The following is an 18,418-nucleotide window of genomic DNA, read 5'->3' as shown; positions in this document are numbered from 1 at the left end:
ACGGTCGGGTGGGGCTTTGCTCACCAGCCGCGGTAGTACGGGTGGTAGTACGGATGGTAGTAGACCGGGCGCGAATAGGCGGGATAGACGACGCACCCGGCCAGCGAGGCGGCTGCGATCAGGGCCGCACCGGTCTTGAGCAGGCGGGCGGAGAGACGCGACATGGCGGACATCCTCTGCTGATATCCGCGCCCCGATCGGGCGCGGTGCCGTTTCCACGCCCCACGGATATTGCTCCGTCGCCAGTCTCTGTCAGCTTACGATAAGTTCATCGAAAGGATTGCTGTTGCGGTGTGGCCGATAGGCCATCATGGAATCTGAGATCAATGAATAATTTTAAAGAAAGGAACGGTTGCGGTCTTTGATTGTTTCGGTGACTTTCTCGAATGGCCTGCCTCTGATCTGGGCAAAATCAAGGCGCTGGGGCTCGGCCGCCTTCGGTGTCTCGAACGCGACCAGCAGGCCGCCCGGACCGGGATCGAACGCTCAATCGGCCGCAGCTCCCGGCAGGATATAAGGGCTCGACGGATTCCCCTTGTCGGCCTTCACCCCGTTGTTGCGGACCCACTGCCACACCCGGTCGACCCAGCGCGAGAACGACGCGTCGTCGTATCGGAGGGGCGCGGTCGCGGAGAACGTCCTAGCCCAGTAGATGCGTCCCGGTCGCCCCGCAGGGTTGGATCTCGTGAATTCGAGCACAGGCGCAGCCTGGGCATTTGAAATGTAAGCCCAGCCCACTTGATCCGGATTGTGCGACTTAGGGCCTGTCTGTCCAAAGGTGGGATGCCAGGGGTAGCTGCGATTCCAGATGCGATAGGTCCAGTGCCCCGTACGTTCAGGGTGAAAGTCTTCGACCCTCAGTGCATCCTCGGTCGGAGCAAAATACTCGAATAGGGCAATGTTGCACGTCGACCGCAGGAAGGTCAGGAAATTCTGTTCATCCTGGTCGTTCATGACTATGGCGATCTGTCGGCCCAAGATTGACCTCCCACGACATCCAGGCGGGTTCAGCCTCCGACTGTCTTCGGTGTCTCGAAGGCGAACAGCCGGCCGCCCGGACCCGTGTCGGACCAGCGTTCGACCGGCAGCTCGATCACGGCCAGCCCGGCGGTCGGATACTTCTCCGCCAGCCGGCCCAGCGCCGCCTTGTCGCCCGTCGTCGCCAGCCGGCGCGCCAGCTGCTCCAGGTCCGGGTTGTGGCCAACCAGCAGCAAAGTCGCGGCCGCGTCCGGCGCCTGGCGCAGCCGGGCCAGCACTCCGGCGCCGCCGGCCAGATAGAGGCCGCGGTCGAAGCGGGTCTCGGGGACGGCGCCCAGCGCCTCCAGCGCCAGCGCCAGGGTCTGCCGGGCGCGGATGGCGGTCGAGCACAGCACCAGCTCCGGCATCGGGCCATGCGCCTTCAGCCAGGCGCCCATGCGGGGCGCCGCCTCGCGGCCGCGCGCCGCCAGCGGCCGGTCATGGTCGGTCAGCTCCGGGTCGGCCCAGTCGGATTTCGCATGCCGCAGCAGGATCAGGGTCTTCATCGCATCTCCTTGCGGATCTACCCTGCGCAACATCTGGCGTCCCGTCCAGCCGCGAGGCACCATGCGCCCGAGATGCCTGCTAACGGGGCCGCGGGCCGAGGAGACGGACATGACCGACGGACTCTATTTCGCCAAGGGCCAGCGCGAGCACCGGCTGCTGCTCGGCCTCGGCAACCGCCACGGGCTGATCGCCGGCGCCACCGGCACCGGCAAGACCGTGTCGCTCAAGGTCCTGGCCGAAGGCTTCAGCCAGGCCGGCGTGCCGGTCTTCGTCGCCGATGTGAAGGGCGACATCGCCGGCATCAGCCAGCCCGGCGCGGCCAACCCGAAGATCGAGGAGCGCGCCAAGGCGCTGGGCCTCGGCGCGCCGGCCTACCAGGGCTTCCCGACCGTGTTCTGGGACCTGTACGGCAAGGGGGGCACGCCGGTCCGCGCCACGGTGGCGGAGATGGGGCCGCTGCTGCTGTCGCGCCTGCTGCAGCTCAACGACACGCAGGAGGGCGTGCTCAACATCGCCTTCAAGGCGGCGGACGAGGAAGGGCTGCTGCTGCTCGACCTCAAGGACCTGCAGGCGCTGCTGGCCCATATGGCCGAGAACGCCTCGAAGTTCACCGGCGTCTACGGCAACGTCTCCAAGGCCTCGGTCGGCAGCATCCAGCGCCAGTTGCTGGTGCTGGAGCAGCAGGGGGCGGAGGCCTTCTTCGGCGAGCCGGCGCTGGACCTGATGGATCTGATCCGCATCGGCGCGGACGGGCGCGGCGTCATCAACGTGCTGGCGGCGGAGACGCTGATCCAGGCGCCGCGGCTCTACGCCACCTTCCTGCTCTGGCTGCTGTCCGAGCTGTTCGAGCGCCTGCCCGAGCTCGGCGATCCGGACAAGCCGAAGCTGGTGTTCTTCTTCGACGAGGCCCATCTGCTGTTCGACGACGCGCCCAAGGCGCTGGTCGAGAAGGTCGAGCAGGTGGTGCGGCTGATCCGCTCCAAGGGCGTCGGCGTCTACTTCGTCTCGCAGAACCCGATCGACGTGCCGGACAAGGTGCTGGCTCAACTCGGCAACCGGGCGCAGCACGCGCTGCGCGCCTTCACCCCGCGCGACCAGAAGGCGCTGAAGGCCAGCGCCGACACCTTCCGCACCGAGGCCGGTCTGGACGTCGCCCGCGCGCTGCAGGAACTGGCGGTGGGCGAGGCCCTGGTCTCCTTCCTCGACGCCAAGGGCATCCCCGAGGTGGTCGAGCGGGCGCTGGTCTGCCCGCCGGTCTCGCGCCTCGGCCCGATCACCGATGCCGAGCGCAAGGCGGCGATCGCCGCCGGCGGCATGGATGCGAAATACACCGCCTCGATCGACCGCGAGTCCGCCTATGAGAAGCTGAGCGTCAAGGCGGCCGAAGCGCAGCAGCAGGCGACAGCCGCCGCCGAGGCCAAGGCCCAGGCGAAGGCCGAGGCCAAGGAAGGCCCCAGCATGGCCGAGACCATCTTCCGGGACGTGATCCGCAACACCGGCAGCACGGTCGGCACCCAGCTCGGCCGCAGCCTCGGGCGCAGCGTCGGCGGCTCCGGCGCCAGCACCATCGGCGGCAGCATCGGCCGCGCCGTGGTCCGCGGCATCCTCGGCTCGATCTTCGGCGGCAGGCGCTGAGGCGCGCCGGCGGGGCCGGTCGTCAGAGCTACGGCGCACATATCGATCAGCGATGCCAATGGCGGGTGTGTGAGCCCTTTGCCTCTCCCGCTTGCGGGAGAGGCCGGACATCCGAAGGATGTCCGGGTGAGGGGATAGCGGCCTCGCCGAAAGCGCTGCTTTGCAGCGGGCGAGCGCATGATTCCATTCCGTCCTGAAACGCTGATCCTAGCGTAGCTGCCCATCTGCCCTCACCCGGTCTCGCTGCGCGAGCCCGACCTCTCCCGCAAGCGGGAGAGGCAACGAACAGGGCCCAATCGCAGGGCGCAGCGCCCCTGTCCGCGACCGGGGGGCTGGGGTATGCTCCGCGCATGCAGGACAACGACGCCCTCTTCGACGCCTTGCGCCGCTCGGCCGATCCCGGCGTGGTCGATGCCATCGCGGATCTCGTCCACAACGGCCGTGACGGGGATCTCGCGCGCATCAACGCCGTGGCCGTGGCGACCGGAAGCGGCCTGGACGAGGAGAAGGTGATCGCGGCCCTGCTGCACGCGTCGCGGCTGGGCCTGTTCGAGATGTCTTGGAACATCCTCTGCCCGAGCTGCGGCGGCGTCCTCGACGCCAACGCCACCCTGAAGAGCGTGCGGCAGCAGGACTATCATTGCGCCTTCTGCGCGCTGACCAGCGAGCCGACGCTGGACGACACGGTGGAGGTCAGCTTCACCGTCAGCCCCCGGATCCGCCGCATCGCCGCCCACGATCCGGACAGCCTCGGCTTCTGGGACTATCACCGGCAGGTCTTCTTCGGCTCCGGCCTGGCGTTCCCCGAGCCGGGCGCCTTCGACGAGTTCAGCCGCAAGGTCATGCTGGAGACAGTCGAGCTGCAGGCCGGCGAACGGATGATCCTGGCCCTGCAGCTTCCCGCGCAAACCGTCATCATCTTCGATCCCGTGACCCATACGGCCCATCTGGTCGAGACCGGGGGCGAGCCGACGGCGGAGCGCCGCGACCTCTCCATGATCTTCACCAGCGCCCATCCGGGGGTCGGCCGCAGCACCCTGTCGCCCGGTCCGCTCCGCCTGTCGCTGGACAACCGCACGGAGGGCCGGGTCCTGGTGGGCGTCTACGTGGCGGGCGCGGAGCTGAACCAGATGCTGGGCCGCCGCCGGCCGTTCCTGACCGCGAAGCGGCTGCTGACAAACCAGACCTTCCGCGACCTCTACCGGACCGAGACGCTCGACGTCGAGCAGAGGCTCAAGATCATGAGCCTCACCTTCCTGTTCACCGACCTGAAGGGATCGACCGACCTGTATGAGCGGGTCGGCGACCTCGTCGCCTACGACCTGGTGCGCTCCCACTTCCAGATCCTGAACGAGATCGTGGCCTCCGAATCCGGCGCCGTCGTCAAGACCATCGGCGATGCCGTGATGGCGACGTTCCCGGTGCCGCACCGCGCCGTGTCCGCCGCCCTTCGCATGCGCGACTCCATGCGGCATCTGAACGCGCGGCGCGGGGCGGAGGAGCTGATCCTGAAGATCGGGATCCACGAAGGGCCGTGCCTCGCGGTCAACCTCAACGACCGCCAGGATTATTTCGGCCAGACCGTCAACATCGCGTCGCGGGTGCAGGCGCTGGCCACCGAGGACAGCATCTTCGCCACCCAGGCGATCGTCCGGGACGCGGAGTCGGCCCGGCTGCTCTCGTCGAGAGGAGTGGACACCCGGCCCCAGGCACTGACGCTCCGGGGCATCGGCGACCGCATGCCCGTCTTCGCGATGACCTGATGCGGCTTGCCGCCGACCCGGGGATGGGGGAGCGGAGAGCCCGGAAAGGCACGGCCGCGCAGGAAAATGTACCAGCCGTGATTTCATCGCCCGGACATGGCGCTTCCGGTTCGGGCTTGTGTATAGTGGCGGTGAAATCGAGCCCGGTAAGGGTTTGATATTACAGTTTTGTTGCGATGATGAAGGTTCGGAGGCGACCCGTGACCATGTTGCAGAGCACCGCCGAGGCCATTTCCGCCGAGGCGCCGGAGGTCGTTCGCGCTCCCGCCCTGCCCACGATCCCCGCGGATTCGCCCGACCGCTTCATCAACCGCGAGCTGTCCTGGCTGGCCTTCAACCAGCGCGTCCTGGAGGAGGCCTACAACACCGGCTACCCGCTGCTGGAGCGGCTGCGCTTCCTGTCGATCTCGGCCTCCAACCTGGACGAATTCTACATGGTCCGCGTCGCCGGGCTGAAGGCGCAGGTGGCGCTCGGCGTCGTCTCGCCCAGCCAGGACGGGCTCAGCCCGGCGCAGCAGCTCGGCGAGATCACCACTCGGGTGCAGGAGCTGATGCGCGACCAGCAGCATTGCTGGCGCGCCCTGAGCGAGGAGCTGCGCGCCGCCGGCATCGCCGTGGTCGGGCGAGACGAGCTGACCAAGCCGGAGAAGGCCTGGCTGGAGGAGCGGTTCCTCAACGAGATGTTCCCGGTGCTGACGCCGCTCGCCATCGACCCGGCCCATCCCTTCCCCTTCATCCCCAATCTCGGCCTGTGCCTGGCCCTGACCCTGGTCAACGCCGGGGAGGAGACGCAGGACGAGATGGACGCGATCGTGCCGCTGCCGCCGCAGCTCGACCGCTTCACCCGCCTGCCCGGATCGCCGATCCGCTTCGTGCTGCTCGAGGACGTGGTCAAGCTGTTCCTCGACCGGCTCTTCCCCGGCTACACGCCGATCGCCAGCGGCGTGTTCCGGGTGATCCGCGACAGCGAGATGGAGATCGACGAGGAAGCGGAGGATCTGGTCAAGACCTTCGAAAGCGCGCTGAAGCGCCGGCGCAAGGGCGTCGTCATCCGCCTCGCCGTCTCCGCCGACGTGCCGGACGCGCTGCGCCGCTTCGTCTGCGAGAAGCTGAAGGTGAAGGAAGACGACGTCTTCGCCATGGACCGGCTGCTCGGCCTCAGCGACACCAGGAAGCTGATCGTCGACGAGCGGCCGGAGCTGCTGTTCTCGCCCTACAACGCCCGCTTCCCGGAGCGGGTGCGGGATTTCGGCGGCGACAGCTTCGCCTCGATCCGGGCCAAGGACATCGTCGTCCACCACCCCTATGAGAGCTTCGACATCGTCGTGCAGTTCCTGCGCCAGGCGGCGCGCGACCCCGACGTCGTGGCGATCAAGCAGACCCTGTACCGCACCTCGAAGGATTCGCCGATCGTCCAGGCCCTGGTCGAGGCGGCGGAGGCCGGCAAGTCGGTCACCGCGATGGTCGAGCTGAAGGCCCGCTTCGACGAGGAGGCCAATATCCGCTGGGCCCGCGACCTGGAGCGGGCGGGCGCGCAGGTGGTCTACGGCATCATCCATCTGAAGACCCACGCCAAGATCTCGATGGTGGTGCGGCGCGAGCAGGGCGGCCTGCGCACCTACACCCATTTCGGGACCGGCAACTACCACCCCATCACCGCCAAGATCTACACCGACCTCAGCTTCTTCACCTGCGATCCGGGCCTCGGCCGCGACGCGGCGGCGGTGTTCAACTACATGACCGGCTACGCCAGGCCGGCGAAGCTGGAGAAGCTGTCGATCGCGCCCCTGTTCCTGCGCAGCCGGATCATGGAGCTGATCGAGGCCGAGATCGACAACGCCAAGGCCGGCAAGCCGGCCCAGATCTGGGTCAAGCTGAACGCCCTGGTCGATGCCAGCATCATCGACAAGCTGTACCAGGCCTCCCAGGCCGGGGTGGAAATCGACCTGGTGATCCGTGGCATCTGCTGCCTGCGCCCCGGCGTGCCTGGCCTGTCGGACAACATCCGGGTGCATTCGATCGTCGGCCGCTTCCTCGAGCATGCCCGCATCCTGTGCTTCGGCAACGGCCAGAAGCTGCCCTCGCGCCAGGCCAAGGTGTACCTGTCCTCGGCCGACTGGATGCCGCGCAACCTCGACGGCCGGATCGAAAGCCTGGTGCCGCTCGAGAACGCCACGGTCCGCCAGCAGGTGATGGAGCAGATCATGCTGGCCAATCTGAAGGATGAATCGAACACCTGGATGCTCGCCCCCGATGGCCGCTATCATCGGCACGACGCGCCGGATGATGCCTTCAGCGCGCATATGTACTTCATGACCAACCCCAGCCTGTCCGGCCGGGGCAGCGCCTTGAAGGATGCGAAACGGGCGCCGCGCCGCCTGGTCAAGCCCGCGGAATAAGGATCGAGGCTCGGTGTTCCGTATCGGACCGATCGTGCCGTCCCGGCCGGGGCGGGTGGGCGTCATCGACATCGGCTCGAATTCGATCCGTCTCGTCGTCTATGACCGGATCACCCGGTCGCCCGTGCCGGTGTTCAACGAGAAGGTGATGTGCGGCCTGGGCCGGGGGCTCGGCCAGGCCGGCCGGCTGTCGCCCGAGGGCGTGGTCCAGGCGCTCGACAACCTCTCGCGCTTCACCCGCCTCCTGGAAGGCATGGGCGTCGACCGGGTCGACGTGCTGGCCACCGCGGCGGTGCGCGAGGCCGACGACGGCGCCGATTTCGTCGCCGAGGTCGAGCGCCGCTGCGGCCTGCCGGTCACCGTGATCAGCGGGGTCGAGGAGGCGCGGCTGTCCGCCCTCGGCGTCATCTCCGGCATCCGCGACGTCGACGGCGTGATGGGCGATCTCGGCGGCGGCTCGCTCGAGCTGGTCGGGCTCGACCGCGGCGAGATCGACGAGCAGGTGACCTTGCCGCTCGGGCCCTTCCGGCTGATGGACGAGACCGGCGCGCGCAAGGAGGCGCGCAGCGTCGTGCTCGACACGCTGGGTCAGCAGGACTGGCTGCCGGTCTATGCCGGCCGCAGCTTCTACCCGGTCGGCGGCGCCTGGCGCGCCATCGCCAAGCTGTTCATGGAGCGCGAGAACCACCCGCTGCACATCATCCACCAGTACACGGTGCCAACCGGGCCGCTCGCCGAGTTCGTCGGCCTGGTGGCGAAGCAGAGCAAGGGGGCGCTGTCCGGCGCCGCGATCTCGCGCCGCCGGGTCGAGATGCTGCCGATGGCGGCGCTGGTGCTGGAAGGCGTGCTGAAGACGCTGAAGCCGGCGCGGGTGGTGTTCTCCGCCCTCGGCCTGCGCGAGGGCCATCTGTTCGACCTGCTGCCGCCGGAGGACCAGGCGCGCGACCCGCTGATCTACGCCGCGGCCGAGCTGGCGCACCGGCTCGACCGCTTCGGCCATGCCGAGGTGGTGGCGGAATGGACCCGGTCGGTGTTCCCGGAGGAGACGGCGGACGACGCGCGGCTGCGGCAGGCGGCCAGCCTGCTCTCCGACATCGGCTGGTTCGAGCATCCCGACTACCGGGCCGAGCATGCCTGGCTCCGGGTGCTGCGCATGCCGGTAGCCGGGCTCGACCATGCCGAGCGCGTGTTCCTGGCCGCTGCGGTCTATGTCCGCTACGGCGGCTCGCTCGGCGACACGCTGACCGGCCCGGTGCTTGAGCTGCTGACCGAGGCGATGCGCAGCCGGGTCCTGCTGCTCGGCCAGGCCCTGCGCCTGGCCCACACCCTGACCGGCGGCGCCACCTCGCTGCTCGAGCGCACCAGCCTCTCGGTCTCGGGCGAATCTGTGGTGCTGACCCTGCCGGCCGACGAGGAGGCGCTGACCGGCCTCGCCGTCGACCGCCGCCTCGACGCCGTGGCCAAGGCACTCGGCAAGCCCGGCCGCGTCGTGGTCGAGGAGTCCCGGCGCGCGGCGGGGTAGGGCGCCGCACGCAACGTAATGACGTTGACACTACGGCTGTGCTATGATGGCTTGACCTGTAGGAGGTCGAGCCATGCCCACGCCAAGCGCCGCATCCGGCAAGCGTGAAACGTTGAACATCCGCATCAAGCCCGAAGAACGCAGCCTGATCGACCGGGCGGCGAAGGCACGAGGGAAGAATCGTACGGACTTCGTGCTGGACGCGGCGCGCGCAGCCGCCGAAGAGGCCCTTCTTGACCAGACCGTCATCGTGGTCAGCCCCGAGGCCTATGCTGCATTCCTGGCCCGGCTGGACATGCCGCCCCAGCCCAATGAGCGGCTGCGCCGGATGATGCGGACCAAAGCTCCGTGGGATAAGGAATGACGGTTTCGGCGCCCGAGCCGCTGGCGCCGCATCACGACATCGAGGGGTTCAGATCGGGAGTCGAGAGCCTGGATAGCTGGCTGAAGCGCCGGGCCCTGAAGAACCAGGCGACCGGTGCATCTCGTACCTTCGTCGCCTGCGACGGCCGTCGCGTGCTGGCCTATTACGCCCTGGCCTCGAGCGCGATCGCCCTCGACGTCGCGCGCGGCGGCTTCCGCCGCAATATGCCGGACCCGATCCCGGTGGTCGTCCTCGGTCGACTCGCCGTCGATCGGTCCCTGCAGGGCGGAGGCCTTGGCCGCGCCCTGGTCAGGGATGCGGGCCTGCGCGTGATCCAGGCGGCCGACATCATCGGGATCCGCGGCATGATCGTGCACGCATTGTCGGACGAGGTTAGGGTGTTCTATGAGCGTCTCGGCTTCGAGCCTTCGCCGCTCGATCCAATGACGCTCATGGTCGCACTGGCCGACCTGAAAGCGAGCCCGTGACCGCCTGTCTGCAGCGAGGAAACGCTCAGGCCTCCATCACCTCGAACAGTCGGTCATGGCTCAACGTCGGCAGGGCCGCGCGGGCGGCGCGGACCTGGTCGAGGTCGAGATCGGCCAGCACCAGCCCGACCTCGGTCCCGGCATCGGCCAGCACCTCGCCCCAGGGCGACACGATCAGCGAATGGCCCCAGGTGCGGCGGCCCAAATGGTGCGTGCCGGTCTGGGCCGGGGCCAGGACGAAGCAGCCGGTCTCGATCGCTCGGGCCTGCAGCAGCACCTGCCAATGGGCGGCGCCGGTGGCGCAGGCGAAGGCTGATGGCACCGCCAGGATCTCCGCCCCCGCCTTGGCCAAAGCGCGGTGCAGCTGCGGGAAGCGCAGGTCGTAGCAGATGGTCAGCCCCAGCCGGCCGCCGCCGGGCAGCCGCGCCACCACCCCGGTGCCGCCGGGCGCGAACTGCGCGCTCTCGCGATGCACCTCGCCGTCCGGCAAATCGGCGTCGTAGAGGTGGATCTTGTCGTAGCGCGCCAGCACCGCGCCGTCGGGGCCCAGCAGATAGGACCGGTTGGCGAAGCGCGGCCCCTCGGCGCGCACGACGACAGAGCCGAGCAGCAGCGCCGTCCCGGTTTCCAGCGCCAGGGCGCGATAGCCGGCCAGCGCCTCGTGCCGCTCCTCGGGCTGTGCCCACTCCCGCAGCAGCCTCGGATCCTCGATGATCGCATCCGCCACCTCCGGCAGGGCGATCAGTGTCGCCCCGCGCGAAGCGGCGTCGCGGATCAGGGCGCCGGCGGCGGCGAGGTTGGGGCCGACCTCCGGGCCGACGTTCAACTGGATGCAGGCGGCCCGGATCACGGTCATTTCGTCACCCAGACGTTCCAGTAGCGCGGCGCGTCGGCCGGCCACACCTTGAAGCCCTGGATCCGCTTGGCCACGGCGTAGTCGGAGGCGTGCAGGTACAGGCTGGCGGCCGGCGCCTCCTCGGTGAACAGCCGGCCGATCTGGTCCAGCACCGCCTGCATCTGCGCCCGGTCGGTGGTGGCGTTGGCCTGGGCCAGCAGGTCGATGGCGCGGGGATCCTTCCAGATCTTGCGCGGCTGCGGCCCGATGATCCGCTCCCACTGGCCCAGCGGGTCCAGCCGCGGCGAGTAGGAGAAGGACTGGGTCTGGAACTTGCCGGTCTGGTAGGCGTCCAGCTGCGCCGTCCATTCCAGCACCTCGAGCTCGACATTCAGCCCGACGCTGCGCAGCATGTCCTGCATCAGCACGCCGCAATCATACATCTCGGCGTAGCGTTTGTTCGCGGTCAGGACGATGCGCTGGCCCTTGTAGCCGGCCTCGGCCAGCAGGGCCTTGGCCTTCTCCGGATCGTAGGGCAGGGCGTCGGTCTGGGCCTGGGAGTGGTAGGGGCTGAACTCCGGCACCGGCGTCGCCGAGAATTTCGAGCCGCCGAAGGTGACGGCCTCGGCGATGGCGGCGCGGTCCAGCGCCATCACGATCGCCTGCCGCACCCGCTTGTCCTGCAGCACCGGGTCCTCGGAGTGCAGGATCATCGCCTCCCAGCCCGGGGTGATGCTGGACTGTACCGCGAAGTCCGGGTTGTCCTGGATCTGGATCCGGTCCTGCGATTCCAGCGGCGCGGTGTCCAGCGCGCCGGCCTGCAGCGCCGTCAGCTTCGCCGCCGCATCCGGCATGATGTTGAAGCGGACCTTGTCGACGAACACCTCCTTGCGGCCGATATAGCCGCTCATGGCGTCGTCGCGCGGGGTGTAGCCGTCGAAGCGGGTCAGCTCGATATACTGGCCGGGCCGCCAGTCCGACAGGATGAAGGGGCCGGTGCCGACCGGCTTGTCCCAGCTGCCGTCCGGCTTGACCGAGGACGGGTGCAGCGCCGGCGTGCCGCCGCAATCCATCCGCGCCAGGTTGTATAGGAAGCCGGCGCTCGGCCGGTCCAGCACATAGACCACGGTGTCCGCATCCGGCGCCGTCACGCTCTCGACCTTCAGCCCGTTGTCGCCGGTGTAGACGTCGCGGCAGCGCCATTTGGTCGCCGGATCCATCAGCCGGTCCCAGGACCATTTCACCTCGGCCGAGGTCATGGTCGCGCCGTTCTGGAACTTCACCCCGCGGCGCAGGTGGAAGGTGTAGGTCCTGCCGTCGTCCGACAGGTCCCAGCGTTCGGCCAGCATCGGCCCGACCTCCAGGTCCTCGCGGAACCCGACCAGCCCCTCGACGATGTGCTGGTGCACGATGTCGGTGGCGCCGTCGCGGTCGACGCCGGGATTGATGCTGCGGATATCGGCCGACAGCACGGTGCTGATGGTGCCGCCGCGCGGCGTCTCGGCCGCGGCGGGGACCGCCGCCAGCGCCGCCGCCGCGGCCAGAAGCATGAGCCGGTTCATTCTGCCCCCTGTCCTTTTGTGGCTATGCGCCGAAAGCGGTTGCCCGGCCGGGGCCGAGCACGTCGTGGAAGAAGTCGCGCGCCCGTTCCGCCACCGCCGCGAGATCATGGGCGGCTCCGGGGATGATGTCGTGCCGCACCGCCAGCCCCTGCGCCTGCAGGTTGCGGCGCAGGCTGGTCAGCCGGGCGATGCGGTTGGCCCCGGCGCGGTTGGCGTCGGCCATCCAGTGCCGGCTGCCCGGGCGATGGGTGATCGACGCCGTCTCCAGGTCGCTGTCGCCGATCGCCAGATGCACCGGCACGCGACGCATCGCCTCCAGGTCCGGGGCCTGGCCGAAGATCCGCTCGATGTCCCGGGTGCCGACCCACCAGTCCCGCTTCGGGTCGATCAGCGTGACCGACCCGGGGGCGCCGACCGAGACGGCCCGCAGCCGCTCCGGGTGCAGGTACAGGAAGCGATGGGCGAAATGGGCGCCGCCGGAGAAGCCGAACAGGCAGAAGCGGTCGAAGCCCAGGCCGATGCGCGCCTCGGCCTCCGCCACCATGGCCAGCAGCAGCCGGTCGTACCGGATGTCGCCCTCGACCATGTATTTGTAGCCATCCTCGTTGCCGTCGCCGAGCGGATCGGCCGGGAACAGCGGCGCCAGCACCACGGCGCCGTGCCAGCGGACGAAATCGGCAAAGGCGTCGCGGCAAGAGTCCACGCCCCGCAGGCTGCCATGCACCGCCACCAGCAGCGGCACCCGGTTGCCGCCGCGCAGCCGCGGCGGGACGAAGAGGCTGTAGCCGAAACGCGGATCGGCCCGGCAGGACAGCAGCGGCGTGACGCCGGTGCGCAGCGGACCCGCCGATGCCTGCCGCACCATCGCTTCGGGGGCCGCCGCCGGGCCCGTCTCGACACCGGTCTTCGCCACGCCGCCATCCGCCATCCGGCTTGCTCCAAAATTGGCGCCAATTTTTCCGCGACGATAGACGTCAAAATCGCGGACGGCAACCGGGCATGCTACAAGGGCCTCAAGCGCGGACGGGGAACGACGAAGAACGATGAAGCGGCAGGACACGGATAACGGGCGGGTCGGGACGCTGGTCGAGGCGATCCGGGACGACATCCTCTACGGCGTCTACCGGGCCGGGGAGTGGCTGAAGCAGATCGACCTGCAGGAGCGCTACGAAGCCAACCGCTTCGAGGTGCGGCAGGCGCTGGTCGAGCTGAAGAATCGCCGGCTGGTCGAGCACAAGGTCAACAGCGGCTTCCGGGTGGCGGCGCCGGACCCGGAGGAGCTGCTGCATCTGAAGGCGGTGCGGACGATCCTGGAAACCGGCGCGGCGGAGCCGGTGGTGGCGCGGGCGACGGCGGCCGACCTGGTCGAGCTCGACGGCATCGCCGGGCGCTTCGAGCAGGCGATCGAGACCGCCGACCCGCCGACCCGGACCGAGCTGAACTACGCCTTCCACCGCCGGCTCTACGACATCGCCGGCAACCCGGTTCTGGCGGCGCTGATCCACGACATGCGCGAGCGCGGCCAGTCCGGCACCACCGGCCGCTGGTTCACCCTGGCCGGACTGCGCCTGAGCGCGCAGGAGCACCACGCCATGGTCGCCGCCATCCGCGCCCGCGACGCGGCGGCGCTGCGCCAGTTGATCGACCATCACATCAACCGGCGGTGATCGGTCGGGTGCGCGGAATATGAATCAATCTGCAGAGATCAGGACATCGTTCTCTTTGGCTCCCGACGCCGGTGGATAGGAATAATCATCGCATATTCCGGCGGCGTGGAGTTCGGGGAACCATGGATCGAGACGCCGAGCAGATTTCAGACCGGAAGCGATACGGCGAAGCCGGCAACGACAATGTCCTGTATTTTCCGCATCGGGAGGGCATGCGGGGCGTGGCGGGCGATGCATGCGGCGCCGGCCCGCAGGAAGACCGGTACGTGTCCGGCAACCCTCTCGATCCGCCGCTGACCGTGTATCGCCCCGACGGAACGCTGAAATCCGAATGGTGGTTCAGCGCGGACGGCGCCCATCGCATCGATGGGCCTGCCTATGTCCGCCACAACCGGGATGGCAGCCGCATCGAGCACTGGTACCTGCATCACCGCCGGCACCGGACCAGCGGGCCCGCCGTCATCGAGTGGACGAAGGACGGCGGCGTGCGGCGCGCCCAATGGTGGATCGGCGGCAAGGAGGTCACCGACATCGCGGAATCCTTCCTGGCCGAGGCCGAGGCGCCCTGGCCGCTCGACACGACGAACGAGAGCACCTTGCTCCGCCGGTGCGTGGGCGAGCTGCGCTCTCGCCGCCAGAGCGACGAGATCATGCGGCCGGAGCCGATCGTGGTCGGCGTGTGCCTGGCCAGCCTATTCTGGCTGCCCGTGGTGCTGACGGTCGCGCTGCTCTGGGCCTAAGGCTGGGCCCGCTGGCCCGACGCCGCCGTGCCGCGGCCGGACCGTGGCGGCCGGCCGAAATGCTTCTTGTACAGCCGGTAGAAGGTCGACGCGTTGCCGAAACCGTAGTCGAGCAGGATGGTCGCCACCTTCCTGGTGCCCAGCTCGAGATCGCGATGCGCGGCTTCCAGCCGCAGGGTGGTGATGGTTTCGCGCAGGGACGCGCCCATCCGCTCGAACAGGCCGTAGAGCTTTCGCGGCGAGATCTCGAAATGCCGGGCGATGGAATCCGGTGAGAGGTCCCGGCTGCTCAGGTTCTCGGTGATGTGCCGCTTGATCCGCTCATGCAGCAGCCGGTCCTTGTCATGCGGCCTCGGCGGGGCCATCCCGAGCAGATAGGCGCGGATGATCTCGACCAGGTGGTTGAACGATGGAACCTCCGGGATGGATGTCAGCTCCGTCCCCTGATCGCTGGTCATCAGCTCGTTGTGGAAGCGGATATAGGTCGTGATCGCCTCGCTGCTGATCACCGCGAAGGTTTCCAGGCCGGGAAAGACGGCCGAGGCGCCCTGGGCGATGTGGAGCCAGTCCAGGAGACAGGAGCGGCCCGAATCCCTCTCCAGGACCAGATCGAAATCGCAGCCGCCGTCGATGACGACGGCCGCGCCCGGTTTCAGCCGGACGGTCTGGTCCTTGATCAGCAGCGCGCAGCTGTTGCCGGTGGCGATGACCAGGGAGTGCGCGGCGGCAGGGGAGCCGAGCCCGCTGCGGCGGCGGAGGATGCCCGGCGTGCAGTAAAGGCGCAGGGATCGATGGTCTTCGACGATGCCGAGCTTGGCCGTGACCCGGAACGGCGCATCGGTGGTCGGCACGAAGTCCGCGTGCAGCAGCGGATGGCAGAACTGCGACCGGAAATAGTCGACACCCCCTTCATACAGCATCGCGCCGGATGTCGTGACGCGCTGGCCGGCCGCGGCAGCTTGGTGGGGGATGGCCATCGTCTTGCATCACCGAAATGGCAGGAGGGTCGGAGGGGCGGCTCCCGTCTCCGCGGCCGTTCGGGCGGCGCGAGAGGCCGGATCAGCATGCACGCATCCGATATAGCGGGCTTGCCGGGCCGGTTGGCACGACTTGGGATGTCGTCCCGCGCAGATGTGATATCAATTTATGCAGGACATTATCGTCTGGCGCGGCCGGGCGAGGGCTGCGCCCGCTGAGCCCGCCGGCGTCCGGGAGATCGGAATTCCGGCGTTCGCGAGCATGCGGCTGCCGCGGCGGGCCGCTTGCGTAGCGGCCACGGGCGCTCCGGAGGGCCGGCCGCGACATCTCATGCTTTGGACGAAGGTCCATCCTCACGCGATCGTCTCGATTGGATTTTTATGTATATGAAAGACATTTGTGAGCGATCCATGCACCCCTCGGCCGTTCGCGCAGATCCTTTTGCCTCGGAACGTTCCCACTGACAACGTGACCATGCCTCGACGAGCAGTGCAAGAGGGCGGGGAGATGCGACGTTCCGCCAGTTCCATTTTTCGGTACCCAATGTCTTTCTGTAATTCAAAATGAAAAAATATTTCGATCTGCTGCACCTCAAGAAAAATATTGTGATTCAAATTCAGCACGTTTAGGTATCCGACCATTGGGCGAGGCATAAGTCTGAGGCGCCGGTCTGATGGATTGTGTGAAGCTGCTTCGCATCCGCAATTGAACATCGGACACTCGGGCCGACTGAGGCGCTCCTTCGCCGGATGCCGGGTGGCCGTTGGCCGCGTGCACTCGTCGTGGGATCGTTCCTGATATCGACGCTGCGATGCATGCGCGGGAGTGGTTCTATGCTCTTCGTGAGAACAAAGTCCTAATGCAAGACCCGAGCGATCGCGCCGCATGAACAACGCTGCAGATATTGGGATATGCAAGAGAGTTCTGCCTGTGGCTCCATCCTTTGCGCTGGACCGGACGAGCACTGCCGCCGGCTGTGTCAGCCGCTGCTCGATGCCTCGCTGGAGCCGCTGGGAAACCAGTCCGGGCCTGCCAAGCTGCTGTTCGGCGTCGTCGGCAGGCACAGGGCCGTCCAGATCCGCTCCGGCCCCGGCGTGATCCGCCGGCCGGCCGGAGGCTCCGCCCGGCTCGGCGACCACTATCTCGTCCTGGTGCCCTGGAGCGATTGCCTGCTGCTCATCGGGCAGCAACGCTGCGCTCTCGCGTCCGGCACCGTCGTCGCCATCGACGGCGACCGGGGTTTCGAGCTGCAGCTGGCCGGCGGCGGCGGCGGGCGTCATATGGTCGACTGGCTGCACATCGCGGCGCCCAGCCTGCCCGAGCTGCGCCGGATGACCGGCTGCATCGCCCTGGCCAGCGGCATGCTGGCGCGCTACGTCTCCAATCACGTGCGGCTGATCGTCAAAGGGGTGGGGACGGACGAGCCGCTCGCGGCGCGAATGCCGATCTTCGACTACATCCGCCGGGCGATCAGGGACTATGTGCAGCAGGCGGATGCGGCGGAGCCCGAGGCGCTGCGGCCGCTCCACCGGATCCAGCTCTTCATCGAGAGCCACGTGAAGCATCCGCTGCTGGGGGCCGACCTGATCGCGCGGGAATTCGGCATCTCGAAGCGGAAGCTCTACGCGCTCATCGGCGAAAGCGGCGCCTCGCTGCACGACATGATCATGGCCGCGCGGCTGGAGGCGGCGCATCGGGTCATCGAGGCCGGCGGACAGAAGATGGCCAGCGTGATCCGGGACCACGGCTTCACCAACGCGTCGACCTTCTACCGCAACTACAAGCGCCGCTTCGGCCGGACGCCCCGGGCCGGGTAGGGGGCGCCGGGATTTCCGGGCGCTCCGCCGGCAGCGCCCGTGCTGGCCCGCAGGAGCAGCCGGCTCGACAGCGTTGTCTTCAGTGGCGGGGCGCCACAGGCCCCGTCGGCGAGCTGCAGCATGATCGCCGCGCCGCGGGCGCCGATATCGTGGGTCGGCTGCGCCAGCGTCGTCAGGGGCGGATCGCAGAACGCGCCGATCGCGGCCCCGTCGAAGCCGACGACGGAGACGTCGCCGGGCACTGCGACGCCGTGCGACTGGACCGTGGCGATGAACGAGATCGCGGCATCGTCGGCGCAGCAGATCGCCGCGCTCGGGCGTCTCTTCATCTTCAGATACGCCTGCGCCGCCTCGACGCCGTTGCGCAGGCCCTCGTTGAAGCCGAGGCGGCCTCCGTGCCGGATCACGGCCGTTTCGGAGAGTCCCGCCGTCGCCAGGGCGTCGAGCAGGCCGGAGTAGCGCTCGATCTCGTGGTAGTTGCCGGCCTCGCCGGCGACATAGAGGAACGACCGGTGGCCGAGGGCGATCAGGTGAAGCGCGCCCTCCTGCATCGCTTCGCGGTCGTTGGTGATCACGCTCGGGATGCCGTCGGCGCTGCGATCCAGCAGCAGCGACACGACCGGGATCTCCGCGTCGATGAGGCACCGGCGGCCGTAGGACGGCAGGGGCGCCGCCCCCAGGACGACCACCCCGCGCACCGAGCCGTCGAAGGCCTGGCCGAGGATGTGCCGCTCGGCGGCCGCGGAGTCGCGGTTGGAGAAGATGAGGTCGAAGCCGTTCTCCGCCAGGGTGGCGGACAGGCTCTGCAACACCGCCGGAATGATCTGGGCGGTGCCGAAGACGATGCTCGGGCCCGGCAGGGCGGCCATGACGGTCCTGGATTTGCCGGCCCGCAGGCTGCGTGCCGCGGCGTTCGGGATATAGCCGAGCTGCTCGGCGGCTGCGGCAATGCGCCGCTGGGTCGCCTCGTTGACCCGGCCGGGAATGGCAAGGGCACGGCTGACCGTCGATGTGGCGACGCCCGCCAGCCGCGCGACATCGCTCATCAATGGCCCGGAACTCCGGCCCTCCTTGCGTCGCCCTGGCATGGCCCGTCCGCGCTCCCGTCCGCTCGTCTCATCCGT

The 18,418-nt window shown here is 68.5% G+C and carries 17 protein-coding genes; 9 read left to right on the top strand and 8 right to left on the bottom strand.

Annotation, left to right across the window (positions count from 1 at the left end; all coding sequences use genetic code 11):
- Positions 1-20: 20 nt before the first annotated feature.
- The 3 genes from FFK22_RS42845 to FFK22_RS11300 all read right to left on the bottom strand — a co-directional run bounded on the left by FFK22_RS42845 (position 21) and on the right by FFK22_RS11300 (position 1,523).
- Complete coding sequence (locus FFK22_RS42845; protein ID WP_186002415.1) at positions 21-164, bottom strand: hypothetical protein; 144 nt, start codon at positions 162-164, stop codon at positions 21-23.
- A gap of 322 nt (positions 165-486) precedes the next feature.
- Positions 487-978 (bottom strand): hypothetical protein, encoded by a 492-nt coding sequence (locus FFK22_RS11305; protein ID WP_138888509.1) that lies wholly within the window; start codon positions 976-978, stop codon positions 487-489.
- A 29-nt stretch (positions 979-1,007) separates the two neighbouring features.
- Positions 1,008-1,523, bottom strand: a complete 516-nt coding sequence (locus FFK22_RS11300) for a histidine phosphatase family protein (protein WP_138888510.1) — start codon at positions 1,521-1,523, stop codon at positions 1,008-1,010.
- Between the two features lie 109 nt (positions 1,524-1,632).
- Between FFK22_RS11300 and FFK22_RS11295 the strand changes: the two genes are divergently transcribed.
- From FFK22_RS11295 to FFK22_RS11270, 6 genes are all read left to right on the top strand, one after another.
- Complete coding sequence (locus FFK22_RS11295) at positions 1,633-3,159, top strand: helicase HerA-like domain-containing protein (protein WP_138888511.1); 1,527 nt, start codon at positions 1,633-1,635, stop codon at positions 3,157-3,159.
- A 350-nt stretch (positions 3,160-3,509) separates the two neighbouring features.
- Positions 3,510-4,922 carry an adenylate/guanylate cyclase domain-containing protein gene (locus FFK22_RS11290; protein WP_138888512.1) on the top strand — a complete coding sequence of 471 codons (1,413 nt, stop codon included), beginning with the start codon at positions 3,510-3,512 and terminating at the stop codon, positions 4,920-4,922.
- 206 nt (positions 4,923-5,128) lie between these two features.
- Positions 5,129-7,321, top strand: coding sequence for an RNA degradosome polyphosphate kinase (locus FFK22_RS11285; RefSeq protein WP_138888575.1), 2,193 nt, complete (start codon positions 5,129-5,131; stop codon positions 7,319-7,321).
- A 13-nt stretch (positions 7,322-7,334) separates the two neighbouring features.
- Positions 7,335-8,843 (top strand): Ppx/GppA family phosphatase, encoded by a 1,509-nt coding sequence (locus FFK22_RS11280; protein WP_221938527.1) that lies wholly within the window; start codon positions 7,335-7,337, stop codon positions 8,841-8,843.
- Positions 8,844-8,916: 73 nt separating this feature from the next.
- The gene (locus FFK22_RS11275; protein ID WP_138888514.1) at positions 8,917-9,207 is read left to right on the top strand and encodes a DUF1778 domain-containing protein; all 291 of its coding nucleotides are present in this window, start codon (positions 8,917-8,919) and stop codon (positions 9,205-9,207) included.
- Entirely contained in the window at positions 9,204-9,695 is a 492-nt protein-coding gene (locus FFK22_RS11270) for a GNAT family N-acetyltransferase (RefSeq protein WP_138888515.1), read from the top strand. Before FFK22_RS11275 ends, FFK22_RS11270 begins: the two co-directional genes overlap by 4 nt.
- A gap of 25 nt (positions 9,696-9,720) precedes the next feature.
- Here the strand turns inward: FFK22_RS11270 and FFK22_RS11265 are convergent, their stop codons facing one another.
- From FFK22_RS11265 to FFK22_RS11255, 3 genes are read right to left on the bottom strand one after another with little or no spacing between them, the layout of a single operon-like run.
- Positions 9,721-10,551 (bottom strand): carbon-nitrogen hydrolase family protein, encoded by an 831-nt coding sequence (locus tag FFK22_RS11265; protein ID WP_138888516.1) that lies wholly within the window; start codon positions 10,549-10,551, stop codon positions 9,721-9,723.
- Positions 10,548-12,092 (bottom strand): ABC transporter substrate-binding protein, encoded by a 1,545-nt coding sequence (locus FFK22_RS11260; protein ID WP_186002414.1) that lies wholly within the window; start codon positions 12,090-12,092, stop codon positions 10,548-10,550. The genes FFK22_RS11265 and FFK22_RS11260 overlap by 4 nt, the downstream gene beginning before the upstream one ends.
- Before the next feature lie 22 nt (positions 12,093-12,114).
- Entirely contained in the window at positions 12,115-13,020 is a 906-nt protein-coding gene (locus tag FFK22_RS11255) for a hypothetical protein (RefSeq protein WP_221938526.1), read from the bottom strand.
- Positions 13,021-13,135: 115 nt separating this feature from the next.
- Here FFK22_RS11255 and FFK22_RS11250 point away from each other — a divergent pair, with 115 nt between their 5' ends.
- Complete coding sequence (locus tag FFK22_RS11250) at positions 13,136-13,759, top strand: GntR family transcriptional regulator (RefSeq protein ID WP_138888518.1); 624 nt, start codon at positions 13,136-13,138, stop codon at positions 13,757-13,759.
- Positions 13,760-13,881: 122 nt separating this feature from the next.
- The gene (locus FFK22_RS11245) at positions 13,882-14,499 is read left to right on the top strand and encodes a hypothetical protein (protein ID WP_138888519.1); all 618 of its coding nucleotides are present in this window, start codon (positions 13,882-13,884) and stop codon (positions 14,497-14,499) included.
- Here FFK22_RS11245 and FFK22_RS11240 read toward each other — a convergent pair.
- Entirely contained in the window at positions 14,496-15,476 is a 981-nt protein-coding gene (locus FFK22_RS11240) for a helix-turn-helix transcriptional regulator (protein WP_138888520.1), read from the bottom strand. The genes FFK22_RS11245 and FFK22_RS11240 overlap by 4 nt on opposite strands.
- Before the next feature lie 912 nt (positions 15,477-16,388).
- Between FFK22_RS11240 and FFK22_RS11235 the strand changes: the two genes are divergently transcribed.
- Positions 16,389-17,294 carry a helix-turn-helix domain-containing protein gene (locus FFK22_RS11235; protein WP_138888521.1) on the top strand — a complete coding sequence of 302 codons (906 nt, stop codon included), beginning with the start codon at positions 16,389-16,391 and terminating at the stop codon, positions 17,292-17,294.
- On the opposite strand, the gene FFK22_RS11230 is transcribed toward FFK22_RS11235, so the two are convergent.
- Complete coding sequence (locus FFK22_RS11230; RefSeq protein ID WP_138888522.1) at positions 17,255-18,340, bottom strand: LacI family DNA-binding transcriptional regulator; 1,086 nt, start codon at positions 18,338-18,340, stop codon at positions 17,255-17,257. The two genes, FFK22_RS11235 and FFK22_RS11230, sit on opposite strands and share 40 nt — an antisense overlap.
- Positions 18,341-18,418 lie beyond the last annotated feature (78 nt).

Origin of the sequence: Mycobacterium sp. KBS0706 (assembly GCF_005938675.2) — a bacterium.
GTDB lineage: Bacteria > Pseudomonadota > Alphaproteobacteria > DSM-16000 > Inquilinaceae > Inquilinus.
This window is presented reverse-complemented; position numbering and strand designations above follow the sequence as displayed.